This window comes from Rhodoferax ferrireducens, from assembly GCF_049302455.1.
Taxonomy (GTDB): Bacteria; Pseudomonadota; Gammaproteobacteria; order Burkholderiales; family Burkholderiaceae_C; genus Rhodoferax; species Rhodoferax ferrireducens_B.
The window spans coordinates 142,550-167,588 of the sequence record NZ_JBAQMD010000040.1 but is presented as its reverse complement, the minus strand read 5'-3'; the positions used below and the strand labels follow the sequence as shown (position 1 = coordinate 167,588).

The window sequence follows — 25,039 nt, the reverse complement described above, 5'->3', positions numbered from 1 at the left end:
CATGTTGAGCTACATCCTCAAACGCTTGCTGCTGATGATTCCCACCTTGCTGGGGGTCTTGCTGATCACTTTCATGGTGGTTCAATTCGTGCCCGGTGGCCCGGTAGAACAATACCTGGCTGAGGCCAAGGCGGGCAGTGGCAAAGGGGCTGGTGCGGAAAGTGGCGGCTTGAGTTACCGCGGCGCGCAAGGGGTGGACCCGAAGCGCATCGAGCAGATCAAGGCGCTCTACGGTTTTGACAAACCCGCGCACGAGCGTTTCCTGCAAATGCTGGGGCAATTTGCCCGTTTTGATCTGGGGCGGGGTTTTTTCCAGAACAAAAGCGTGTCGGAGCTGATTTGGGAGAAGCTGCCGGTCTCCATCAGTCTGGGACTGTGGACATTTTTTATCAGCTACCTGATTGCCGTGCCGCTGGGCGTGGCCAAAGCGGTGCGCGCGGGCTCGCGTTTTGACTTTGTCACGACCCTGCTGGTGCTGTTTGGCTACGCTATTCCCGGCTTTGTCCTGGGGGTGGCGCTGCTGGTGATTTTTGGCGGACAGCTGCAGTGGTTTCCCCTGCGCGGCTTGACGTCGGGCAATTGGGATGAGCTCAGCTGGGGTGCGCGCGTGGTCGATTACCTGTGGCACATTGCCCTGCCGGTCACCGCCATGGTGCTGGGCAGCTTTGCCGTCACCACCATGCTGACCAAGAACGCGTTTCTGGAAGAAATCCGCAAGCAGTACGTCGTCACGGCGCGCGCCAAAGGCCTCGACGAGCGCCAGGTGCTGTGGAAGCACGTTTTTCGCAATGCGCTCATTCCTATCATCACCGGCTTCCCGGCGGCGTTTATTGGCGCCTTTTTTACCGGCTCCCTGCTGATCGAGACGCTGTTTTCGCTCGATGGCCTGGGGCTGCTGAGTTACGAGAGTGTGATCCGGCGCGATTACCCGGTGGTGCTGGGCACCCTTTACTTCTTTACGCTGATTGGTCTGGTGACCAAGCTGATTTCAGATTTGTCTTATGTTTGGGTCGATCCGCGTGTCAAGTTTGACTAACCCCCCCGAAGCGGCCTCTGGCCGCCTCCCCCCTGAGGGGGCGCCGCCAGCGGCCCGGCAAAGGCGGTTCCGCGGCGGCCCCGCGAGGACGCCCCCGAAGTCTCCATCGCCCGGCCGTCGAGCCTGGATGCGATTCAAGCGCAACCGCCTGGGCTACTGGAGCCTGCTGGCTTTTGTGACGCTGGTGCTGCTCAGCCTGCTGGCTGAAGTGATCTCCAACGACCGCCCGTTGCTGGTGCGCTACCAGGGCACGACCTACTTTCCGATTGTCAAGGATTATTCGGAGAAGACTTTTGGCGGTGATTTCGACACCGCCACCGACTACCTTGACCCTTTCATCCGCGAGCGCCTGTCCCAGGCAGGCAACTGGGCGCTGTTTGCCCCCAACCCGTACGGCTCGAAAACCTTGAACTACTTTGCCAAAGAGCCCAACCCGTCGGCGCCTGGGCGTGACAACTGGCTGGGCACCGATGACCGCGGGCGCGACCTGCTGGCGCAGCTGATTTATGGCTTTCGCGTCAGCGTGCTGTTTGCCCTGGCGCTGACTTTCACCGGCACGCTGCTGGGTGTCATCACCGGTGCCATTCAAGGGTTTTTTGGTGGCAAGACGGATCTGGCGTTTCAGCGTTTCATTGAAATATGGGGCTCCATGCCCGAGCTGTACCTGCTGATCATTTTCAGCGCCGTTTTTGCCCCCAGTCTGGCGCTGCTGCTGATTCTGCTCAGCCTGTTCGGCTGGATGGGCTTGAGTGACTATGTGCGCGCTGAATTCTTGCGCAATCGCCAATTGGACTATGTGCGCGCGGCCCGTGCGCTGGGGGTGAGCAACTGGCAGATCATCACCCGCCACCTGCTGCCCAACAGCATGACGCCGGTGGTCACGTTCCTGCCGTTTCGCATGAGTGGCGCGATTTTGGCGTTGACGTCGCTGGATTTTCTGGGCCTGGGCGTGCCACCGGGTACGCCGTCGTTGGGGGAACTGCTGTCGCAAGGCAAAAACAACATCGATGCCTGGTGGATTTCACTCGCCACCTTCTGTGTGCTGGTGCTGACCTTGCTGCTGCTGACCTTCATGGGCGATGCCTTGCGTGATGCGCTGGACCCACGAAAGGCTGAGAAATGACCCCCACGCTTGTCGCTTCGCGTACTGCGCTGCCCCCCGAGGGGGCCGTCCCGCCTAAGGGCGGCCTGTCGGCGGAACTTACCCACACGCTTGCCGCTTCGCGTACCGGACCGACGCCATTGCTCGACGTCCGTGGACTGCGCATTTCGTTTGCCGGGCAGGAAGTGGTGCGCGGCATCGACTTTTGCATCGCTGCGGGCGAGAAAGTGGCGTTGGTCGGTGAGTCAGGCTCTGGCAAGACTGTCACTGCCTTGAGTCTGCTGCGGCTGGTGCAAAACGCCGACGTCGGCGGCCAAGCCGTGTTTCAGGGGCGTGATCTGCTGTCAATGCCGGAGCAGGCCTTGCGCGGCCTGCGCGGGCAAGCGATCTCAATGATTTTTCAGGAACCGATGACGGCGCTGAATCCTTTGTTCACGGTGGGTGAACAGATTCGCGAGGTTTTAGAGCTAAAACAGAGTCTAGCCCCCGTTCAGTCTTCTCAAGTAGCTATTAAATTACTAGCAGACACCGGCATCTCCGAGCCGCAGCGGCGCGTCAACGCCTATCCGCACCAGCTCAGCGGCGGCCAGCGGCAACGCGCCATGATTGCCATGGCGTTGGCGTGCCAGCCCCAATTGCTGCTGGCCGACGAGCCAACCACCGCGCTGGATGTGACCTTGCGCGGCCAGATCCTTGATTTGCTGGCCAGTTTTCAGGCCCAAAACGGCATGGCCGTGCTCATGATCACCCATGACTTGAATCTGGTACGGCGTTTTGCCGACCGCGTCATCGTGATGGAAAACGGCTTGATCGTGGAGCAAGGTGCCACGGCAGACGTGTTTGCCCGGCCGCAGCATCCCTACACCCGTCGGCTGATTGACAGCAAGCCGGTGCGCGACGGGGCAGAACAATTGCCGCCAGCCGGTGCGCCTGCGCTGATGACCGCACAGGGATTACGGGTGGTTTACCCAATCCCGCTGCCGGGTTTCAAGGGCTGGTTCAGACACGGCGAGTTTGTCGCGGTACAGGGCGCGGATTTCAGTCTGCCAGCGGGGCAGACGGTGGGCGTCATGGGTGAGTCTGGTTCGGGCAAATCCACGCTGGCGCTGGCGGTTTTGGGTTTGCTGCCTTGCAGTGGCGATTTGCAGGTCACGGGCCAAGCGTGGGGCATCAGTGCGGCCAGCAACCGGGCCATGCGCCGCGAAGTGCAGGCGGTGTTTCAAGACCCTTTTTCCTCGCTGTCCCCGCGTCTGAGTGTCGAGGAAATCGTCGGCGAAGGCTTGTCCGTGCATGAGCCGGGCTTGTCGCGGCTGGCGCGTCGTCAGCGCGTGGTACAGGCACTGGCCGATGTCGGCATGGATGACGGCGCCAGTGCGGCCCGACTGGCCGAGCTGCTGCAGCGTTACCCGCATGAGTTTTCTGGCGGGCAACGCCAGCGCCTGGCGATTGCCAGGGCGCTTATCATCAACCCCCGTGTGCTGGTGCTGGACGAACCGACCAGCGCGCTGGATGTGACGATCCAGAAGCAGGTGTTGCTATTGCTGCAGCGACTGCAACGCGAGCGCGGTTTGAGTTACTTGCTGATCACGCACGATGTTGATGTGATCCGGGCCATGGCGCACTATGTCCTGGTCATGAAAGAAGGCCACATCGTGGAGTCCGGCGCGGCAGCCCAGCTGTTGGCGGCGCCGCAGCACGAATACACCTGCGCTTTGCTGGCCGCCGCCAGTTAAAATCCCTGAATATTCTTCGATATTGGGCTATAATTCGCCCCTCACGACCAAACGGGCGGGTATCTACCGCCCGTTTTTTTTGGTCGATTGTTTTTTATGGGACATTTGGACTGACGTGGCGCTGAAAGAAATTGTTGAGCAAACCGTAGCCGGTCTGGGTTACGACCTGGTGGAAATCGAGCGTTCCGCTGGTGGTTTGCTGCGCATCACGATCGATTTGCCTTGGGTACCCGGCACGGCGGGTAGCGAGGCTGAGCAGTTTGTCACGGTTGAAGACTGCGAGAAAGTGACCCGTCAGTTGTTGTTTGCGCTGGAAGTGGATGGTGTCGATTACAAGCGGCTGGAGGTGTCCTCGCCCGGTATCGATCGTCCCTTGCGGCATGAGAAAGACTTTGAACGCTTTGTGGGGCAAGAGATTGATGTCACCCTGAAGGCGCCCATTGGCGCGGCGGCGGGGACCCTGGTGAACGCGACACGCAAAAAGTTTCGGGGTACGTTGGAGCGCACGCAAAGCACCAACGGCGAGTCAGGGGTCGTGCCGGGTTGGCAAATCGTCTGGAGCGATGCGCCCGAGGTCAAGCCCGGCCAAAGAGTCAGTAAAAAGAGATTGCCCGCGCCGCTGCAGGCGCTGGGTTTTACGCTTGACGAGTTGAAAGAGGCGCGCCTGGCGCCAATTGTCAGTTTTAAGGGCCGAGGTGCCAAGGCTGGCACTGAGTCGAATTTGGATTGAATTGAAACAGGAGAGTCATGGCATGAATCGCGAAATGTTAATGCTGGTAGAAGCCATATCCCGTGAGAAAAACGTGGAGCTTGATGTGGTGTTTGGCGCAGTTGAAGCGGCGTTGGCGCAGGCAACAAGAAAGATTTACCCCGGTGATGTCGACATCCGGGTGGCGCTTGACCGCGACAGTGGCAACTACGAAACATTTCGTCGTTGGCATGTGGTGCCCGATGAGGCGGGCTTGCAGTTGCCCGATCAGGAAATCCTGTTGTTTGAAGCCAAAGAACAGATTCCCGACATCGAGGTCGACGAATACATCGAAGAAACAGTGGAATCGCTGCCGATTGGCCGTATTGGCGCCATGGCGGCCAAGCAGGTCATCCTGCAAAAAATCCGCGACGCCGAGCGTGAAATGCTGCTCAACGACTTCATGTCGCGTGGCGATAATATTTTTGTTGGCACCGTCAAGCGCATGGACAAAGGCGACCTCATCGTCGAGTCAGGCCGCGTTGAGGGCCGCCTGCGTCGCACCGAGATGATCCCGAAAGAAAACTTGCGCGTTGGTGACCGGGTTCGCGCCATGATCATGGAAGTCGATCTGACCTTGCGTGGTGCGCCGATCATTCTGTCGCGCTCGGCGCCTGAATTCATGATCGAGCTGTTCCGTCAGGAAGTGCCCGAGATTGAGCAGGGTTTGCTGGAGATCAAATCCTGCGCCCGTGATGTCGGTTCCCGCGCCAAGATCGCCGTGTTGTCGCATGACAAGCGGGTCGACCCGATTGGCACTTGTGTGGGGGTCCGTGGTACCCGCGTCAACGGTGTCACCAACGAGTTGGCGGGCGAGCGCGTTGATATCGTGCTGTGGAGCGAGGACCCGGCCCAGTTTGTGATCGGGGCGCTGGCTCCAGCCAACGTGTCGAGCATTGTGGTGGACGAAGAACGCCATGCCATGGATGTGGTGGTCGACGAGGAGAATCTGGCGATCGCGATCGGCCGGGGCGGCCAGAACGTGCGCCTGGCCTCCGAGCTGACCGGCTGGAAGATCAACATCCTGGATGCGGCCGAGTCGGCCCAGAAACAAGCGAGCGAAACCGATTCGGGTCGCAAGCTGTTCATGGAACACCTCGATGTTGACGAAGAAATCGCCGATCTGCTGATTGCCGAAGGCTTTACCAGCCTGGAGCAGGTGGCTTATGTGCCGCTGGAAGAAATGCTCGAAATCGAGAGCTTCGACGAAGACACAGCCAACGAATTGCGCACCCGTGCCAAGGATGCGCTGTTGACCATGGAAATCGCGCATGAAGAGAGTGTGCAGGCGGTTTCGCTGGATTTGCGCGACCTGCAGGGCCTCACCCCTGAGCTGATTGCCAAGCTGGCAACAAGCGGCGTTAACAACCTGGACGACCTGGCTGACCTGGCCGTTGACGAATTGACAGAAATCACCGGCCAGTCTGCGGACGAGGCCAAGACCTTGATCATGAAGGCGCGCGAACATTGGTTTACCAATGACGCCGCTTCTCAAGAGTAATGGTCATGAAAGGTTACCCAACAAATGTTCAGTACGACAGTCGCCGAGTTTGCAAACGAACTCAAAAAATCAACCGCTACGCTGCTTGAGCAGCTCAAATCGGCGGGCGTTGCCAAAACGGCAGCTTCCGACAAGCTTAACGACGCTGACAAGCAACGTCTATTGAGTTACTTGCAGTCCACCCATGGCGCGGCGGGTGCCGAGCGCAAGAAGATCACCTTGGTCAAGAAGTCGACCACCGAAATCAAGCAGGCGGATGCCAGTGGCAAGGCGCGCACCATTCAGGTCGAGGTGCGCAAGAAACGCACCTTCATCCGGCGCGACGATGGCGTAGAGGTGAGCGCGGAGGCTCCCGCGCTTGAGACCGAACAGGAAGTCGAGGCCGCGCCGCAGATCGACAACCTTGAGTTGGCACGCCGGGAAGAAGAAGCGCGCCGTCAGGCTGAGTTGATTCGACGTCAGGAAGAAGAGCTGTCCGAGCGCAGACGTCAGCGTGAAGAGCAGGAAGCGCGCTCACGTGAAGCATCTGAAAAGGCTGCGGCAGTAGCCGCAGAAGCTGCGGAAGCCGCAGCAGCACAAGCACTCAAGAAAAAAAGCAAGCCGGTGGCGCCCGAGCAACCGGTGCCCAATCCGACTGAAATTGAAACCGCCAAGGTTTTGGCTGCAGCGGAAAAAGAGCAACACCTGGCCAAAGAAAAAGGGCTGGCACGCGAAAAGGAATTGGCGGAGTCCAAGGCTCGGGCGGCTGAAGATGTGGCTCGTGCCGCTGATCTGGGGGACCGCCGACGCAAGGCAGAGAGCGAAGCGGCTGCCATTCGCCTGATGATGTCCTCGCCGGCCAAAAAGGCGCCGCCTCCACCCAAGAAGCCGGAAGAGGTCAAGCCGGCCATGAAGGGCACGCTGCACAAACCAGCAGCTGGCGCCGTGCCTGCGAAACCGGTCAAGCCTGGGGCACCTGGTGCACCGGCGGCCGGAGCCGCCGCAGGCGCTGGCAAGGAAGTCAAGTCAGCCAAGCTGTCCAGCAGCTGGGCCGGCGATCCAGCGAAGAAAAAAGGTATTCCCACCCGTGGCGCAACCGGCGCACCGGGTGCAGGTCGAGGCACCGCCTGGCGTGCCCCTGCACGGGGTGGTCGACGCGGTGTCCATGATCGCGACCGTGATGACAGCCGGGTGCAGGCAGCACCGGTCGAGGCACGCGTTATCGAAGTGCATGTGCCCGAAACCATTACCGTGGCCGAGTTGGCGCACAAGATGGCGGTCAAGGCGTCCGAGGTGATCAAACATCTCATGAAGCTTGGCCAGATGGTGACCATCAACCAGCCGCTGGACCAGGACACAGCCATGATTTTGGTGGAAGAAATGGGTCACAAGGCGATTGTGGCGGCGCTGGACGATCTGGAAGCATTTACCGATGCCGAAGTGTCGCAGCAGCAATCCGAGTCGCTGCCACGTGCACCGGTTGTGACCGTCATGGGCCACGTTGACCATGGTAAAACCTCCTTGCTGGACTACATTCGTCGTGCCAAGGTCGCCACGGGCGAAGCCGGCGGCATTACCCAGCACATTGGCGCCTACCACGTGGAGACACCACGCGGCATGATTTCCTTCCTTGACACCCCCGGTCACGAGGCCTTCACGGCCATGCGGGCCCGCGGTGCGCAAGCGACCGACATCGTGATTCTGGTGGTGGCTGCCGACGACGGTGTCATGCCGCAAACCAAAGAAGCCATCAAGCACGCACGGGCGGCCGGTGTGCCGATCGTGGTCGCCATCAACAAGATCGACAAGCCCGATGCCAACCCGGAGCGCGTCAAGAACGAGCTGGTGGTCGAAGAAGTGGTGCCCGAGGAATTTGGTGGTGACTCGCCGTTTGTTCCCGTGTCGGCCAAAACCGGTCAGGGTATTGACGCCTTGCTGGAACAGGTGTTGTTGCAGGCTGAAGTGCTGGAACTCAAAGCGCCGGTCGACGCCATGGCCAAGGGTCTGGTGATTGAGGCGCGGCTGGACAAGGGCCGTGGCCCGGTGGCCACTATTCTGGTTCAGTCCGGCACGCTCAAGACTGGTGACGTCATTTTGGCGGGCTCCACTTACGGTCGTGTGCGCGCCATGCTGGACGAAAACGGCAGAACCATCAAGACGGCAGGCCCTTCGATCCCGGTCGAAATCCAGGGTCTGACGGAGGTGCCGCAGGCGGGCGACGAGTTCATGGTGCTGGCCGACGAGCGCCGTGCCCGTGAGATTGCCACTTACCGCGCGGGCAAGTTCCGTCACACCAAACTGGCCAAGCAACAAGCGGCCAAGCTCGAGAACATGTTTACCGACATGGCCGCGGGCGAGGTCAAGATGGTGCCGATCATCATCAAGGCCGATGTGCAGGGTTCCCAGGAAGCGCTGGCGCAGTCCTTGCTCAAGCTCTCGACCGACGAAGTCAAGGTGCAACTGGTCTACACCGCCGTGGGTGCCATCAGCGAGTCGGATGTGAACCTGGCGATTGCCTCCAAGGCCGTCATCATTGGTTTCAACACCCGCGCCGACGCCGGCGCGCGCAAGCTGGCCGAGAACAATGGCGTGGACATCCGTTACTACGACATCATTTATGACGCCGTGGATGAGCTCAAGCTCGCCATGTCGGGCATGTTGACGCCAGACAAGAAGGAAGAAGTCATTGGTACCGCCGAAATTCGTCAGATTTTCAAGGTGTCCAAAATTGGCTCGATTGCTGGCTGTATGGTCACCGCCGGCGTCGTGCGGCGCACCGCGCGGCTGCGCTTGCTGCGCGACAACATGGTCATCTTCACGGGTGAACTCGACTCGCTCAAGCGTTTCAAGGACGATGTCAGGGAAGTGCGTGAAGGCTTTGATTGCGGTTTGAATATCAAGAACTACAACGACATCCAAGAGGGTGACGTGCTGGAATTCTTTGAAATTCGCGAAGTGGCGAGAACACTTTGATGCTGCTGTGATGGACCCGACGTAAATCGTGCGTAAAAAGTCAAAAACCCCCAACCGCGCCTTCAAGGTCGCCGATCAGATCCAGCGGGATCTGACCGAGCTGATTGCGCGCGAGCTCAAAGATCCGCGGGTGGGTATGGTGACGATTCAGGCGGTGGAAGTCACGCCTGACTATGCACACGCCAAGGTGTACTTCAGCCTGCTGGCGGGAGATCCCAAAGCCTGTACGGAAGGACTGAATCAGGCGGCCGGCTTTTTGCGGGCGGGCCTGTTCAAGCGGCTGCACATTCATACCGTGCCCACACTGCATTTTTTGTTTGACCAAACGACCGAGCGAGCCGCCGACATGAACGCCTTGATTGCGCGTGCTGTTGCCTCTCGCGCCAAAGAGGATTGACCATGAGCACCGCTGGGCCGCCCCAAGGTGCGAAAGTCCCCTTGGGGGGCAGCGACGCACACGAAGTGAGCAAGCGTGGGGGCAACATCCCTGCGCCGCGTGCACGGGTTGCCAGGCGCCCCGTGCATGGGGTGCTGTTGCTGGACAAACCTTTGGGACTGTCGAGCAATGACGCCTTGCAAAAAGCCAAGTGGCTGTTGCGGGCCGAGAAGGCCGGCCACACCGGCACGCTCGATCCACTGGCCACGGGTCTGTTGCCGCTGTGCTTTGGTGCCGCCACCAAGTTCAGCCAGCTTCAGCTGGATGCGGACAAAACGTACGAGGCAGTGGCGCGGCTGGGTCTGAAAACCAGTACTGGCGACGCCGAGGGCGAGCTCATTGAAGAGCGGCCGGTGAAGGTGACGGAGCAAGACCTGAGTGATGTGGCGATACGCTTCACCGGGCCGATTCGGCAGATACCGCCGATGCACAGCGCCTTGAAGAAAGACGGCAAGGCCCTGTACGAATACGCGCGGGCCGGTATCGAGGTGGAGAGGGAGGCCCGTGACGTCACAATTTATAAGCTAAATATGGCTCTAGCCCCCGTGGGTATTGAGTATATTGCTATTAAAATGATAGTTAAGTGCAGCAAGGGAACTTACATCCGGACCCTGGCTGAGGATATCGGTGAAGCGCTGGGATGCGGTGCGCATCTGACGGCGCTGCGCCGGGTTGAGACCGGTGGCTTCGATGTGGCGCAGTGTGTGACGCTGGCGGCATTGGAGGCGATGACGGATGAAGAGAGATTGAGCCAGCTGCTGCCGGTGGAGTCGCTGCTGAGCGAGCACACGGTAGTCACGCTGGACACTGAGAATGCAGGGCGGTTCCTGAGCGGCTTGCGCCGCCGGGGAGATTGGCCTGACAACGGGCAAGTTGCCGTTTATGGCCCTTCGACCGGCTCAGGACAGGCACCGCGTGCCTTATTGGGCACTGGCCATGTGGTGGCAGGTGAGCTGATACCTGGGCGGCTATTGAGTCCGCTTGAGATTGAGAAAATAGTGGGAGATTGCGAATCGGGGTCCAGCGTGCTGCACGCAGCCCCGCCCTCAGCCCTCCAGACGACAGACTTTGACGAGATTTAAGAGAAAGTGAACTATGTCCCATAAGCAAATCCGAAACATCGCCATCATCGCCCACGTCGATCATGGCAAGACCACCATGGTCGACCAATTGCTGCGCCAGTCTGGCACCTTTGCCGAGCACGAGAAGGTTGTTGACACCGTGATGGATAACAACGCCATCGAAAAAGAGCGTGGCATCACGATCCTGGCCAAGAACTGCGCCGTGACCTGGCAAGGCACGCACATCCACATCGTCGACACCCCCGGCCACGCCGACTTCGGCGGCGAGGTGGAGCGTGCATTGAGCATGGTCGACGGTGTGGTGCTGCTGATCGATGCGCAAGAAGGTCCCATGCCCCAAACGCGTTTTGTGACCAAAAAGGCCCTGGCCTTGGGGCTCAAGCCGATCCTGGTGGTGAACAAGGTGGACAAGCCCGGTGCGCGCCCCCAATGGGTGGTCAACGCCGCATTTGATTTGTTCGACAAGCTCGGCGCCACGGATGAACAGCTGGATTTCCCCGTGGTCTATGCCTCCGGCATCAACGGCTGGTCGTCGCTGGAAGAGGGCGGTCAGGGTGAACAGTGGGGTCCTGATATGTCGGCCCTGTTCAACACCATTCTCAAGCATGTGCCGCACCAACAGGGTGACCCTGCAGCGCCACTGCAACTGCAAATTTCGGCGCTCGACTTTTCGACCTTTGTGGGCCGGATTGGCGTCGGGCGCATCAGCCAGGGGACGATCAGGCCCATGATGGACGTGGTCGTGATGGAAGGTCCGGATGGCAAGGCCGTCAAAGGTCGTATCAACCAGGTGTTGACCTTCCAGGGCCTGGAACGCGTGCAGACCACGGATGCCGGCCCAGGTGAAATCGTGCTGATCAACGGCCTGGCTGACATCGGCATTGGCGTGACCATCACCGATCCCGTCAATCCGGCACCGCTGCCTATGCTCAAGGTGGATGAGCCGACCCTGACCATGAACTTCTGCGTCAACACCAGCCCGCTGGCGGGCCGTGAGGGCAAGTACGTCACCAGTCGCCAGATTTGGGATCGCCTGCAAAAAGAACTGCAACACAACGTGGCCTTGCGTGTGAAAGAAACCGATGAAGAAGGTATCTTTGAAGTCATGGGTCGCGGCGAACTGCACTTGACCATTCTGCTGGAAAACATGCGGCGTGAAGGTTTTGAGTTGGCAGTCAGCAAGCCGCGCGTGGTGCTCAAGGAAATCAACGGCGAAAAGTATGAGCCGATCGAGCTGGTGACCATCGACGTTGAAGAGCAGCACCAAGGCGGTGTGATGCAGGCCTTGGGCGAGCGCAAGGGCGACTTGATCAACATGGAACCCGATGGCCGTGGCCGGGTCCGTTTGGAATACCGTATTCCGGCGCGTGGTCTGATTGGTTTTACCAATGAATTTTTGAACCTGACGCGCGGCTCGGGCCTGATCTCCAATATTTTTGACAGCTATGAGCCCCACAGGGGTGACATCGGCGGGCGCAAAAATGGTGTATTGATCTCCATGGATGCGGGTGAAATCTTCAACTACGCGCTGGGCAAACTCGATGACCGCGGCCGTATGTTTGTCACGGCCAATGACCCGGTCTACGAAGGCATGATTGTGGGCATCCACAACCGTGACAACGATCTGGTGGTCAACGCCACGCGCACCAAACAACTGACGAACTTCCGCGTCAGTGGCAAGGAAGATGCGATCAAGATCACCCCGCCGATCCAATTGACACTGGAATACGGCGTGGAATTCATTGAAGACGACGAACTGGTCGAAATCACGCCCAAGTCGATTCGCCTGCGCAAGCGTTACCTGACTGAGAGCGAGCGCAAGCGGGCAGGGCGCTAATTTCCGATTAAAGACGCGTGAGGCTCACCCACAACCGGGCCGTTCTCTTGATGGTGGCGGTGACCCTGATGTGGTCTATCGCCGGGGTGGTCACGCGCCATTTGGAGCAGGCCCGCAGTTTTGAGGTGACCTTTTGGCGCAGCTTCTTCACGGTGCTGTCGCTGCTGGTGATCCTGCCGCTTTTTCTCGGGCGTGGCGTTTTCAGCCGAATGCGCAGTGGCGGCTCGGCACTGTGGATTTCCGGCGTCTGTTGGTCCGGCATGTTCACTTTTTTCATGCTGGCGATCACGCTGACCAGCGTTGCCAATGTGTTGATTACCATGGCGCTGGGGCCCTTGTTCACGGCGCTGGCCGCCCGCCTGTTCATCGGTCACCGCATTGCCTGGCGAACCTGGGTCGCCATTGTGGTCGCCGGCGGCGGCGTTGCCTATATGTATGGCAGCCAGATCACGCAAGGTGGCAGCCTGCTCGGCACCTTGGTGGCTCTGTGTGTCCCCATCTCCGGCGCCGCCAACTGGACCGTCACGCAACATTCCCACGCGCAAGGACACGACGTCGATCTGATTCCGGCTGTGTTGATCGGCGCCGTGCTCTCATCCCTGGTGACCCTGCCCATGGCCTTGCCGTTTCAGGCCTCGGCGCACGATCTGGTTTTACTGGCCGGGCTGGGCTTGGTGCAACTGGCTATTCCCTGTGCACTGGCGGTGCTGTGCACCCGGGTGCTGAAGGCGCCTGAAGTGGCGCTGCTGGGCTTGCTGGAAGTGATTTTTGGCATTTTGCTGGCCTGGGTCGGCGCCGGCGAGGTGCCGGGCCCCAATGTGCTGTTGGGCGGCACGCTGGTGATCGGGGCACTGGCAGTCAATGAACTGATTGGATGGAGAAACCGCGCATGACGAACCCTGGATTGAATGTACAAAAACCTGCACCAGGCGATGAGGCAGCCCTCGTGCTGGGCGAGGTACGCGGCCAGGTAGGCTTCATCACGCTGAATCGGCCCAAAGCCCTGAACGCCCTGTCGCTGTCCATGATCCGCGCCTTGACCCAATGCCTGCTGGCCTGGCGCGATGATGCTCGGGTCAAGGCGGTGGCCATTCGCGGCAACAGCAAAACCGGCTCTTTTGGCGCCTTTTGTGCCGGTGGTGACATCCGTTTTTTTCATCAGGCTGCGCTGGCGGGTGATTCTGAGCTGGAAGACTTCTTCACTGAGGAATACAGGCTCAATCATTTGATCCACAGCTACCCCAAGCCCACAATGGCCTTCATGGATGGCATTGTCATGGGCGGTGGCATGGGCATTGGTCAGGGCGCCAAGATCCGCATCGTCACGGAACGCACCAAAATGGCCATGCCGGAAACCAACATTGGCTTGTTCCCGGATGTGGGTGGTGGTTATTTTCTGAGCCGCTGCCCGGGGCACAGCGGTGAATGGTTGGCCTTGACCGGCGAAACCCTTGGCGCCACCGCAGCGCTGGCGCTGGGTCTGGCCGACGTTTGTTTTGACGCCACCCAGTTGCCGTCGGCTTGGGAAGCTTTGGCCCAGCTGGACTTTGATCGCGACACCGCCATCGATTCCTGGACTGCTATGTATTCAATAGCTAGTAACGATTATTTCACGGGGACTAGAGGCCGAATTGATCAATATTTTGGATTGGACTCTGTGGCCGCCATGGTGCAGGCGCTGGAGGCTGCTGACGACGAGTGGGCACAACGTACTGCCGCCACTTTGCGCCAGCGCTCACCGCTGATGCTGCAAGTGACGCTGGAACAGATTCGCCGCGCCCGCACTTTGAGTCTGGCTGATGACCTGCGCATGGAGCGCGACATGGTGCACCACTGTTTTGCCCCCCGGCATCTGGGGCGCAGCGCCAGCCAGAGCGAGACGGTCGAAGGCATCCGGGCGTTGGCCGTGGACAAAGACAACACGCCGCACTGGAACCCGGTCCGAATTGAAGACGTGACCCCGGCGATGGTGGCGCCATTTTTCACCAGCCCGTGGACGCCTCAGGCCCACCCGCTGCGTGAGTTGAGATAGTCGCTGATCACACTCAGCCCGTTGTCAAGTTTTTCTCCAAAAAAAAGGGCTGATCTTGCGACCAGCCCTTAAGGAGTCCCTGAACCTGTTGGTTTCGAAAGGACCCGAGGAGACAACCAGTAAAAAACTAAATGTTTTTCATAAATCCAACTGGTATGAAGTATCTCAGGGTTTGCCCTAAGTTTTGTAGAGATGTTGCTCCAGAAAGACGATTTATCTCTAACTTACTTCACAAGTTTTATTAATTAACGCTTTTTGCCGGCGGGCTTGGCCGCATTCACAGCGGTCGCTGAAACTGCATTGAAGTTGGCTTCAGCTACTTCAGTCGCTTGCTGAACCGCTTTTTGAACTGATTCCATTGCATTGCTGGCTGCAGCGACGGCGCTTTTCATGACGGCAACAGCAGACTCAGAGCCAGCCGGTGCGTTCTTGGCAACGTTGTCCACCAAACCCATGAACTTTTGTTGCGCTTCGGCAGCCTGGCCTTCAAAAGCCTTGCTGAATTCAGCGCTGGAGCCGGTTGCGATGTCATACAGATGACGGCTGTAGGCGGCGGTCTTTTCAGCCAACGGTTGCATCAGGCTCGATTGCAGCGCCAGCAGCTCTTGTGCATCTTTTGCGCTCAAAAAGGCTTTGGCAGTTTCGCTGGTTTCGGCCAGGGCAGCTTTGGAAGCGGTCATGTTCAGTTCAACGATACGCTCCATACCTTCGAAGGCTTTGGAGGTCAGACCCAACAGGGTTTCGACGTTTGCTTTTTGTGAAGCCAGGACTTGTTCGACGGTCAACATGGTAATTTTCCTTTGAAAGTTAGGATGAAAAATATCTGCCCCGTAACCCTGCTTGAATGTGGTTTATGTTGCAGTGCAGCATGGCTCAAATTATAGGGTGATCCCGGGCCCATGCAAGTGTTTTTTGCTGCATTGCAACAATTTAGAACAAAATTTCTAGAAAGTTCAGTGATTGGGGTCTGACATACGCTTGACATGAAAGCCTTTGCCGGAGATGGGCCGCCGCACTGGCAAAATCAGGCCCATGAGTGAAGCCAGATCCGACAAGCCCCAACCCGCGCCGCGCAGTGCCTACAAGGTATTTCGCAGCATCAGCACACGCTGGATGGACAACGATGCCTACGGTCACGTGAACAATGTGATTTATTACAGCTGGTTCGACACGGCTGTGAATGCCTACCTGATCGAACAGGGCGTGCTTGACATCCACCACGGCGACACCATCGGATTGGTGATTGAAACCCAGTGCAACTACTTCTCGCCCCTGGCCTTTCCGCAGACGGTGGAGGCCGGCATTCGTGTGGCCCGGCTGGGTGCGTCCAGCGTGCGCTACGAGGTCGGCCTGTTTGCACAGGGCGAGCCTCTAACCGCGGCCAGAGGCCATTTCATTCACGTCTATGTGGACAAGCAAAGCCGTCGCCCGGCGCCCTTGCCGCTCAATCTCAAAACTGTATTGGAAACCCTGCTATGACTTCAACCCGCCCGGATGCTGCCAACCTGAGTGCCGCACTCGTGGATGCTGCCATCACCTCGCGCATGTCGGCGCGTGCCTTCACTCAAGCACCAGTGTCGCGCCAGACACTGTCGGACTTGCTGCAGGTGGCCAGTCGCGCACCCTCGGGCACCAACACCCAGCCCTGGAGGGTTTACGTGCTGCAGGGGGAAAGTCGTGCTGCCTTGGTGGAGAAAGTATGCGCTGCGCACGACGCCGTGCGCGCCAACCCGGTCTTGGCCCATGAATACCGCGAAGAATATGACTATTACCCCGAAAAATGGGTCAGTCCCTACATCGACCGGCGCCGTGAAAACGGCTGGGGCCTGTACAACTTGTTGGGCATCGGCAAGGGGGACAAGGACAAGATGCACCTGCAGCATCAGCGCAATTACAGGTTTTTTGACGCGCCGGTTGGTTTGATGTTCACGTTGGACCGTGTGATGGGCCGCGGCTCGCTGCTGGACTATGGCATGTTCCTGCAAAACATCATGGTGGCGGCGCGCGCCCGCGGCTTGCATACCTGTCCGCAGGCGGCGTGGAACCCTTTTGCCAAAATCATACTGCCACACATCGGCGCCGGCGCCGATGAAATGCTGGTTTGCGGCATGGCGCTGGGTTACGTCGATGAGGACGATATGGTGAATGCCTTTCGTACGCCGCGGGTGCCGGTGGCAGAGTTCACGCACTGGCTGGAATGATCCTTGGGCTGTCGCCAGGGTTTTTACGCTGGTCGTCGGGCCACTTAAACCTTAGAGTCAAACCATGACTTATCCCGAGCCATTGCAAATTGTCATCAAGAGGGCGGGCTGCAACGGCCAGTTGGTCGCTAAACTCGGTGATTCGCCATCCAAGGACATGTGCGACGATGAGAAATACTTAGCCTACTTGCGGCAGGTTTTTGACATTGTCCATCCAGCATGACTGGACACGCTCTGCCCGAGCACGATCAAGAGACAAAAACATGAAACAACTTCATTGGGTTGCTGCGGCATTCCTGTTCGCCCTGCCGGGCCTGGCCCTGGCCGCGCCCATCGACGGCAGCCGGCTCTCGCCACTGTGGGGCGTGCCGTTCGTGGGCGTTTTGCTGTCAATTGCGTTGATTCCTCTTTTCGCACCCATGTTCTGGCACCACCACTTCGGCAAAGTCGTCGCTGCTTGTTCCTTGGCTTTCCTGCTGCCGTTTGCTTATACGTTCGGCCCAGCGGCGGCCGGGGTCAATTTCGTGCACGCGTTGCTGGCCGAGTACATTCCGTTCATTCTGTTGCTCACGGCTTTGTTTGCTGTAGCGGGCGGCATCTACATTCGGGGCAACCTGCACGGCAGCCCGGGGCTCAATGTTGCGATCATGGCCATTGGAGCGGTGCTGGGAAGCGTCATGGGTACCACGGGGGCTTCGATGCTGATGATCAGGCCGCTGGTTCGTGCCAACGACAACCGCAAGCACAAAGCCCATGTGGTGGTGTTTTTCATCTTCATCGTTTCCAATGCAGGGGGCTCGTTGACACCGTTGGGAGATCCGCCGCTGTTCCTGGGCTTCCTCAAGGGTGTTGATTTCTTCTGGACGGTTAGCCACATCCTCCCGCAGACGCTGTTCCTCATCGGTGCGCTGCTATTGCTCTTCTATGGGATCGACTGGTGGTACTACCACCGGCACGAGGAAATTCTGCCTGCGGATCCGACGCCTGACAACGAGCCCATCGGATTCGATGGTGCGGCCAACTTCTGGTTGCTTGGCGTGATTGCGGCACTGGTGCTGCTGAGCGGTGTCTGGAAGTCGTCAGTGGTGTTCAATATTGCGGGTACCGAAGTTGACCTCCCCGGTCTGGTGCGTGATGTCGGCTTGGTTGCCGTGACGTTGGTGTCGCTTTGCCTCACTCCCCGCCAGGTGCACGAGGACAACCAGTTTTCCTGGGGGCCAATGCAGGAAGTGGCCAAGCTGTTCGCGGGCATCTTTCTCACTATTATTCCCGTCATTGCCATGCTCAGGGCCGGCGTGAACGGTCCGTTTGGCGCCATTGTCTCGGCAGTGACACGGCCAGACGGCTGGCCCGATCCGGTCATGTATTTTTGGGCCAGTGGCGCACTGAGCTCTTTCCTTGACAACGCACCCACTTACCTGGTGTTCTTCAACACCGCCGGTGGCGATCCGGCGCTGCTTATGACGTCTTTGGCGCCGACCTTGGTTGCGATTTCGGCCGGAGCTGTGTTCATGGGTGCCAACACCTACATTGGCAACGCACCGAACCTGATGGTCAAGGCGATTGCCGAAGACCGCGGCGTCAATATGCCCAGTTTCTTCGGTTATATGGCGTGGTCGGGCGCCATCCTGATTCCGCTGTTTGTCGCTATGACCTTCATATGGTTCCGCTAGAGTCACTCCATGAGCAAGCCAAAAATATTGATTTCCCGCGCTATCTTCCCGGAAGTTGTTGCCAAGCTGGCGCAGCAATTCGATGTGGCGTCCAACCAGGCCGATGAACTCTGGACCCCCGCCCAGCTGATTGAGCAGCTGCAAGGCAAACAGGGCGTGTTCACCACCGGCGGCGAGCGCATTGATGCCGCGCTGCTGGCCGCCTGCCCTGAGTTGAAAATCTGCGCCAACATGGCCGTGGGTTACAACAACTTCGACCTTGACGCCATGACCACCGCCGGTGTGCTGGCGACCAATGCGCCGGACGTGTTGACGGAGACCACGGCTGATTTCGGCTTTGCCCTATTGATGGCGACGGCGCGTCGCATGGCTGAGGCCGAGCATTTTTTGCGCGCGGGTCAATGGACACGCTGGCGCTACGACATGTTTGCCGGTTCCGACATTCATGGCAGCACGCTCGGCATTCTGGGCATGGGCCGTATCGGCCAGGGCATTGCCAAACGCGGCGCCCATGGCTTTGGCATGCAGGTGATTTATCACAACCGCTCCCGGTTGGATGTCGAGAACGAGGCGCAATGCAAGGCTACTTACGTCAGCAAGGAAGATCTGCTGAAAACCGCAGACCACCTGGTGCTGGTGCTGCCGTATTCTGCGTCTTCACACCACGCCATCGGTGCGGCCGAGCTGGCGCAAATGAAGCCCACCGCCACGTTGGTCAACATCGCGCGCGGCGGCATTGTGGATGATGCCGCGCTGGCGGCTGCCTTGCGCAACAAGACGATTGCCGCCGCCGGTCTCGATGTGTTTGAAGGTGAGCCCAAGGTGCATCCTGATTTGCTGACCGCGCCCAACGTGGTGCTGACCCCGCACATCGCCAGCGCCACTCTGCCTACGCGCCTGGCCATGGCCAATCTGGCGGCGGACAATCTGATCGGATTTCTGCTCTATAACAAGCCGCTGACACCGCTCAATGCCAAGGTGCTGATTTAATTTCCAAATATTGCCAGGAGATCAGGCTTTCACTAACTCAAGGCTGTCCAGAGCTTGTCGCTGACATCCACCCTGTCGTTCTGTTGTCGAACACCATGAATCCCATCGCCTTGATCTGGTTGCAATTTGCGCTGTGCGTGGGCGTGATTGGCATCGCCGGTGTGCGCCTGAGCCGCTACGGGGATGCCATTGCCGCGCTGACCGGGCTTTCGCGCAACTGGGTGGGCCTGATTCTGATCGCCACCGTGACTTCGTTGCCAGAATTGGTGACTGGTTTAAGCGCCGTGACGGTCGCCGCCGCGCCCGACATTGCCGTGGGTGACGTCTTGGGCAGTTGCGTTTTCAACCTGACGATTCTTGCCATGATCGACGTGACTTATCGCAAAGGCGCTATCTACGCCCTGGCGGGCAATGGCCACATCGTGTCAGCGGGATTTGGCGTCATTCTGCTGGCGGGTGTGGGCCTGGCGGTGCTGCTGACCACGCAGGACATGATGCCCTCCATTGGACATGTCAGCTTGGCCAGCGTGATGATCTTCGTCATGTATCTGGTGGCGATGCGTGCGCTCTACCTGACGGAGCAGCGCAACACCAGCACCGTCGTGGCCGAGCGACCGGATATGACCCTCAAGGCCGCGCTCATGGGCTATGGCGTGGCCTCGGCGGTGATTGTGGGTGCCGGCATCTGGTTACCGCTCATTGGCGTGGAGTTGGCCCGGGTGATGGGCTGGTCGAATTCTTTCGTTGGAACGTTGTTCGTGGCCTTTGCCACCTCGGTACCCGAGCTGGCCACGACCTGGGGCGCCGTTCGCATCGGCGCGATCGACATGGCATTTGGCAACCTGCTGGGCAGCAATCTGTTTGACGTGCTGATTCTGGCGATTGATGACTTCGCCTACCGGCCCGGCTCCATCTATGCGCATGTGTCGCCGGTGCATGCCGTGTCGGCCATCACCGCCTGCCTGATGAGCGGCGTTGTCATCGTGGCGCTGGCCTACCGGCCGGTGTCACGCGTGTGGCGCACCGCCAGTTGGGCCAGCCTGGCGCTGCTGGCGCTGTACCTGATCAATGCCGCCATTCAATTCCTGCACGGCCGGTAGTCTTCACAGCAATTGAAACGCGAGTACCGCCACCAGCGTGGGCGGGATGGCCGCAATCAGCAATCCCAGCGGGTGAATGGTGTTGTCCTCAAAGCTGCCGCGCAGGATGGCCACCCCAGCCGGATTGGGCGCATTCGCGATCACCGTCAAGCCGCCGCCCGTGACCGCGCCGGCGACCAGTGCCACCTTGAATTCCTGGCTCAAGCCTTCGACCAGCGAGCCCAGATAGGTCAATGCCGCGTTGTCGGTGATGGCGGTCATCACCGTGGCACCAAAGAACACCGCAGTGGCATCCATGCCCATCAGAATCGGTTGCAACCACCACTGCTGCAGGCCGCCCAGCACCACCAAGCCAGCCAGGAAGAACGCCACCAGCAGGGCCTCGCGCAAGATCAAGGGGTTCTGGTGTCGCTCGTAGGCGGATGCAAAGCCCAGGAAAAACAGGAACAAACCCATGAACACCGAGGGGTGATGCGCGAACACCACCACGCCCAACAGAAACATCAGGTGCACCAGCACCACGGAAAAGGGAACCGGCGGGGCATCATCAGCGCCGCCTTGCTTGCCCATGGCCCCCAGTTCACGCCGGAATAGCAGCATGGCCGAGCCCGCGTTGATGGCGACGGCAATCGCTGCCTTCCAGCCGAAGTTGGCGATCATGAACCAGATGTCCCAGTTCCATTTGGCCGCCACCATCAGCACCGGCGGCGCGGCAAAGGGCGTGAGGGTGCCACCGATGGAGATGTTCACAAACAGCACGCCGATGGTGACGTATTTCAGCTTGCTGGACACTTGCTTGGCAAACAGGGTGTCGCGCAACATCAGGGCCGCCAGCGTCATGGCGGCGGGCTCGGTGATGAAGGAGCCCAGCAGCGGCACAAAGGCCAGCATCAGAAAATACATGGCCATGCCTTTGTCCAGCGGCATGAAACGCGCCACCCACATCACGGTCGATGCCGCAAACTGCAGGATGGGCCGGGTGCCGGCAATGACCATGATCGCGAAAACGAACATGGGCTCGGTGAAGTTGCGTGTATCGAGGTAGGCCGTGGCCTCCTGCTTGCCGCTCACGGCGAACATAAACAGCATCAGGACCATGGCCCAGAAGCCAAACACCACCTCCACTTCACCCAACAGGTGCCAGAGGCCGGCATGGCGTGGCCGGCTGTGGGCCAAGTGCTCAAAGAACTTGGTTGAGAAGGTGTGGATGACCGCCAGGGCGAACAAGGCCGCACCGGCGAGTTGGATGAATGTTGGATCGGTCATGGGAGGTTATGTTAGCGGAGGATCACAACCGGCACTTCACTTAGGCGCAACAGTGTGGTCGTCGCGCTGGCCTCGCCCAAGCCAAGGACCACCACTTCGGTGCCCTCACGCCTGAACTTGAGCACCAGCTTGTCCAGCGCGCTCATTGGGCCTTGAGGTGCTTTGGCCATGCGCTGGTTTGGTTCGTCTGCTGGCACCTGCCCCGGTGTTTTGGATCGCTATTTATTAAGGAGCACGATGCGCTTATTCTACGGGGGCTACCGGGCAATTTTATTGAAGAATATGTTGAGGAAATCCAATGTTTGTTGGCAGTCCAGAGTCGGATTGCACATGCGGGCCGGCCTCGTCTTTCTTGCACTGTCCGCGGGCTGATGGCGGATCCTGGCGCGCTTCAAGCATCATGCGTCGCCTCCACCAGACGGGCGGCCAGCGCTTTGCGCCCCGCATCGCGCAGTTCAAGCGCGCGGCTCCAGCCTGGACCCGTCGCAGGAATCGCCTCGCCAATCGTCACTTGAATAGCGCAGCGTAGCGGCAACCAGGCGCCGTCGCGCAGCAGCGAGCGGGTGCCGTTGAGCGTCACCGGCACCAGCGGTGTTGCGGTTTCGGCGGCGATGACGAAGGCCCCGAGCCTGAAAGGCTGCAGGCCACCGGCACGCCGGAGCCGGCCTTCGGGGAAGAACACCATAGATTCGCCGGCACGCACACGCGCTTGCAGCGTCCGGGTGTCCTCGACGCCTTGCGCTGCGTCGAAACGTTCGACGAAGGCAATGCCCAGCCTGCGCAGCGCCGCGCCGATCAGCATCACGTCGGCCAGCTCGCTTTTGGCGGCAAAGGAAAACTCGGGTGGCAGCACGGCACCCAACAGGATCGCATCGGCATAGCTGGCGTGGTTGGCCACGACGATGCGCGGCCCCGCCACCGGCAGCCGCTCCAGCCCCTCGACCCGCACCGGCAAGCCGATCAGTCGGATCGCCAAACGCGTCAGCGTGCGCGTGACACGTCGGCGCCGGGCCACGCCGGGCAGCGTCATCACCGCACACCATGCCAGCGCGCCCAAGGTGCAGAACACACCCCAGGCCCACAGGCCCCAGGCCAGACGGCCAGTCGTGTGCAGCGCGCGGCGGGCCCGCGCCGCAGCCGCAGTGGCCGCCAAGGCCGCCCATTGCCGCCAAGGCGGGCGTTGCGTCACGCCGAGCCGACCCTGCTCATACAGTTCGCGACAGGCGGCGCGGCGGGTCTTGCCGCTGGACGTTTTCAATACCGAGCGTGGCGGCGCCAGCACCACGTCGTCGGCCGGCGCGCCCAGCAGCGTGGCCGACAACGCGGTGATGGCCCGGATCATTTGCGCACACTGCGCCGGGTCGCGGACGCGGGTCTCGGCGAGCACCACGAGTCGTTCCGTGCCGCTATGCCGATCGGTGGCCGCGAACACCGCCACGCCACCTTTGCGCACGCCGACGATGCCGGCCACCGCGGTTTCAAGTTCCTGCGGGTGAATATGAAAGCCACCGCGGATGATGATGTCCTTCTCGCGTCCGGTGAGGAACAGTTCTGCGGCTGCGATGTAGCCGAGGTCGCCGGTGTTGAGCCAGTCGCCGTCGAACAGGCCTTGATTGGCAACCGGATTGTTCAGGTAGCCCTGGCTGCTGGACGGGCCGCGGAATTGCACGCGCCCCTGCTCACGCTCGGGCAATTCGCGCCCGCCGGCGCCGACCACGCGCAGTTGGTGACCGGGCAGCGGCGAGCCGCAGGAGACGATGCGCAGCGCTTGCGCGTCGTCGGGCTGTGCCGGTTCCGCCACGCCGTCGCGGGCGAGCGCGGCCCGATCGATGTGATCCACCAACGGGCCGCGGCCCACCGGCCCAAAGGCCAGGCCGACCGTGTTCTCGGCCAGGCCGTACACCGGCATGAGCGCCTCGCGCTTGAAGCGGCAAGGCGCGAACCGCGCCGCAAAACGTTCCAGCGTATCGGGACTCACCGGTTCGGCCCCGTTGAACGCCAGCCGCCAGCACGACAGGTCCAACGTGGCGAGCTCGGCGTCGGTGACCTTGGACAGACATAACTCGTAAGCGAAGTTGGGTGCCGCCGACACGGTGCCGCGATGGCGGTCAATGGTCTCCAGCCAGCGCGCCGGTCGGGCGAGAAACGCCAGCGGCGACATCAGCACCAGATGAAAACCCAGGTACAGGGCGCCCAGACAGGCGCCGATCAGCCCCATGTCGTGGTACAGCGGTAGCCAGGAGACAAAGGTGTCGCTGCTGCCAACCTTCGATGCCCGCCACATGGCGCGCAGGTTGGCCAGCAGATTGGCGTGCGTCAGGATCACCCCCTTGGGGTCGCCGGTGCTGCCCGAGGTGTACTGCAGGAGCGCGATGTCCGATGCCGCAAGTGCCGGCCGCACCGGGGGCGCGTCCGCCAGCGACAGATCGGTTACCGTGCTGACGAGCTGCAGGGCTTCGGCCTGCGCCAGCAACAGGTGCGACAGGGGCTTGGCACGCTCGACGGTCACCAGCACACGTGCCTGGGCATTGCGCAGGATGCCGGCGATGCGTTTCAGGTGGTCTTCAAGCTGCGACGGCCGCGCCGGTGGGTACAGCGGCACCGGAACGAGGCCCGCATACAGCGTGCCAAAGAACGCGGCAAAGAACTCGCGCCCGGTGGGCAGCATGATCGCCACCTTGTCGCCTTTGTCCAGCCCGAGCGCGCGCAAGCCCGCGGCCAGCGCGACAGCCTCGTGGTGCAGGTCGGCGTAGCGCAGATCGACGGCCTGGTCACCGTTCTCGTACAGGGTGATGAGCACGCGCTGCGGGTGGTGCTGCAGGTGCCATTCGAAAACATCCAGCAGCGTCTGGTCCGAGTCCGGCGGATAGTCGTCACCCACCGCCTCTCGCGACGTGAGCGCCTGAGGTGCGCGCGCCGGTGCGGCACCGCGCCCACTGGCCGGTGTGATAAAGCGCAACAGGTCGCGCGGCGTCTCCGCCTGCGTGATCGCCGCTTCGCCCAGCGACACGCCAAGATCGCGGTCGAGGCGGGCGATCAGCTCGACGCGCGCCAGGCTGTCCAAGCCGTAGTCGCGTTCCAGTGAATCGTCCAATCCCAGGGTGGCGGCGAGCCGCGCCTGTGGCCGCAACTCGTCGGCTACGCTGCGCACCGTCGCCAGCAAGCGCGGCGCCAGCGACTCGGAATCCAGCGCACAGGCAATCCCGCGCGCCCCCAAGGGGGGCAGATTGTCTTGTTTCGGTGGAGGTTCGTTCATGGCTCATCGACATTCACCAATCCGCCGATTCAACGGCAAGCAGCCTTCGGCCAATTGATAAATAACAAGCAGGAGAGCGTTCACAGCCAGATCG

The 25,039-nt window shown here is 60.3% G+C and carries 20 protein-coding genes and 1 pseudogene; 17 read left to right on the top strand and 4 right to left on the bottom strand.

Annotated elements, in window-relative coordinates; all coding sequences use genetic code 11:
• Position 1: 1 nt before the first annotated feature.
• The 11 genes from WA157_RS07820 to WA157_RS07770 all read left to right on the top strand — a co-directional run bounded on the left by WA157_RS07820 (position 2) and on the right by WA157_RS07770 (position 14,459).
• On the top strand, positions 2–1,036 hold the full coding sequence (locus WA157_RS07820) for a microcin C ABC transporter permease YejB (protein WP_422620407.1): 1,035 nt from the start codon (positions 2–4) through the stop codon (positions 1,034–1,036).
• Positions 1,020–2,159 carry an ABC transporter permease gene (locus WA157_RS07815; RefSeq protein ID WP_422620406.1) on the top strand — a complete coding sequence of 380 codons (1,140 nt, stop codon included), beginning with the start codon at positions 1,020–1,022 and terminating at the stop codon, positions 2,157–2,159. Before WA157_RS07820 ends, WA157_RS07815 begins: the two co-directional genes overlap by 17 nt.
• A complete protein-coding gene (locus tag WA157_RS07810) occupies positions 2,156–3,871 on the top strand; it encodes an ABC transporter ATP-binding protein (RefSeq protein WP_422620405.1) in 1,716 nt (571 codons plus the stop codon). Before WA157_RS07815 ends, WA157_RS07810 begins: the two co-directional genes overlap by 4 nt.
• A gap of 115 nt (positions 3,872–3,986) precedes the next feature.
• Positions 3,987–4,601 carry a ribosome maturation factor RimP gene (gene rimP, locus WA157_RS07805; RefSeq protein ID WP_422620404.1) on the top strand — a complete coding sequence of 205 codons (615 nt, stop codon included), beginning with the start codon at positions 3,987–3,989 and terminating at the stop codon, positions 4,599–4,601.
• Between the two features lie 22 nt (positions 4,602–4,623).
• Entirely contained in the window at positions 4,624–6,120 is a 1,497-nt protein-coding gene (gene nusA / locus WA157_RS07800) for a transcription termination factor NusA (protein WP_422620403.1), read from the top strand.
• 24 nt (positions 6,121–6,144) lie between these two features.
• Positions 6,145–9,072, top strand: a complete 2,928-nt coding sequence (gene infB, locus WA157_RS07795; protein WP_422620402.1) for a translation initiation factor IF-2 — start codon at positions 6,145–6,147, stop codon at positions 9,070–9,072.
• A 28-nt stretch (positions 9,073–9,100) separates the two neighbouring features.
• Entirely contained in the window at positions 9,101–9,469 is a 369-nt protein-coding gene (rbfA, locus tag WA157_RS07790; protein WP_011464427.1) for a 30S ribosome-binding factor RbfA, read from the top strand.
• 86 nt (positions 9,470–9,555) lie between these two features.
• Positions 9,556–10,590, top strand: a complete 1,035-nt coding sequence (truB, locus tag WA157_RS07785) for a tRNA pseudouridine(55) synthase TruB (protein ID WP_422620419.1) — start codon at positions 9,556–9,558, stop codon at positions 10,588–10,590.
• A 13-nt stretch (positions 10,591–10,603) separates the two neighbouring features.
• The gene (gene typA / locus WA157_RS07780; protein ID WP_422620401.1) at positions 10,604–12,427 is read left to right on the top strand and encodes a translational GTPase TypA; all 1,824 of its coding nucleotides are present in this window, start codon (positions 10,604–10,606) and stop codon (positions 12,425–12,427) included.
• Between the two features lie 17 nt (positions 12,428–12,444).
• Positions 12,445–13,320, top strand: coding sequence for a DMT family transporter (locus tag WA157_RS07775; RefSeq protein ID WP_422620400.1), 876 nt, complete (start codon positions 12,445–12,447; stop codon positions 13,318–13,320).
• Positions 13,317–14,459, top strand: a complete 1,143-nt coding sequence (locus WA157_RS07770) for an enoyl-CoA hydratase/isomerase family protein (RefSeq protein ID WP_422620399.1) — start codon at positions 13,317–13,319, stop codon at positions 14,457–14,459. Before WA157_RS07775 ends, WA157_RS07770 begins: the two co-directional genes overlap by 4 nt.
• Before the next feature lie 245 nt (positions 14,460–14,704).
• Here the strand turns inward: WA157_RS07770 and phaP are convergent, their stop codons facing one another.
• A complete protein-coding gene (phaP, locus tag WA157_RS07765; protein WP_422620398.1) occupies positions 14,705–15,247 on the bottom strand; it encodes a TIGR01841 family phasin in 543 nt (180 codons plus the stop codon).
• A gap of 244 nt (positions 15,248–15,491) precedes the next feature.
• Here phaP and WA157_RS07760 point away from each other — a divergent pair, with 244 nt between their 5' ends.
• From WA157_RS07760 to WA157_RS07735, 6 genes and pseudogenes are all read left to right on the top strand, one after another.
• On the top strand, positions 15,492–15,938 hold the full coding sequence (locus WA157_RS07760) for an acyl-CoA thioesterase (RefSeq protein WP_422620397.1): 447 nt from the start codon (positions 15,492–15,494) through the stop codon (positions 15,936–15,938).
• Positions 15,935–16,660, top strand: a complete 726-nt coding sequence (locus WA157_RS07755) for a nitroreductase (protein ID WP_422620396.1) — start codon at positions 15,935–15,937, stop codon at positions 16,658–16,660. Before WA157_RS07760 ends, WA157_RS07755 begins: the two co-directional genes overlap by 4 nt.
• Before the next feature lie 76 nt (positions 16,661–16,736).
• Positions 16,737–16,883, top strand: a pseudogene (locus tag WA157_RS07750) (nicotinate phosphoribosyltransferase); the annotation flags it as partial.
• Between the two features lie 40 nt (positions 16,884–16,923).
• Positions 16,924–18,333, top strand: a complete 1,410-nt coding sequence (locus tag WA157_RS07745) for a sodium:proton antiporter (protein ID WP_422620395.1) — start codon at positions 16,924–16,926, stop codon at positions 18,331–18,333.
• Positions 18,334–18,342: 9 nt separating this feature from the next.
• On the top strand, positions 18,343–19,323 hold the full coding sequence (locus WA157_RS07740) for a 2-hydroxyacid dehydrogenase (protein WP_422620394.1): 981 nt from the start codon (positions 18,343–18,345) through the stop codon (positions 19,321–19,323).
• A 95-nt stretch (positions 19,324–19,418) separates the two neighbouring features.
• The gene (locus tag WA157_RS07735; RefSeq protein WP_422620393.1) at positions 19,419–20,423 is read left to right on the top strand and encodes a sodium:calcium antiporter; all 1,005 of its coding nucleotides are present in this window, start codon (positions 19,419–19,421) and stop codon (positions 20,421–20,423) included.
• 3 nt (positions 20,424–20,426) lie between these two features.
• On the opposite strand, the gene WA157_RS07730 is transcribed toward WA157_RS07735, so the two are convergent.
• The 3 genes from WA157_RS07730 to WA157_RS07720 form a co-directional block, all read right to left on the bottom strand.
• The gene (locus tag WA157_RS07730) at positions 20,427–21,689 is read right to left on the bottom strand and encodes a putative Na+/H+ antiporter (RefSeq protein WP_422620392.1); all 1,263 of its coding nucleotides are present in this window, start codon (positions 21,687–21,689) and stop codon (positions 20,427–20,429) included.
• Between the two features lie 11 nt (positions 21,690–21,700).
• Positions 21,701–21,859: a hypothetical protein gene (locus WA157_RS07725; RefSeq protein WP_422620421.1), complete on the bottom strand. Its 159-nt coding sequence runs from the start codon at positions 21,857–21,859 to the stop codon at positions 21,701–21,703.
• Positions 21,860–22,080: 221 nt separating this feature from the next.
• Entirely contained in the window at positions 22,081–24,945 is a 2,865-nt protein-coding gene (locus tag WA157_RS07720; RefSeq protein ID WP_422620391.1) for an AMP-binding protein, read from the bottom strand.
• Positions 24,946–25,039: the final 94 nt, after the last annotated feature.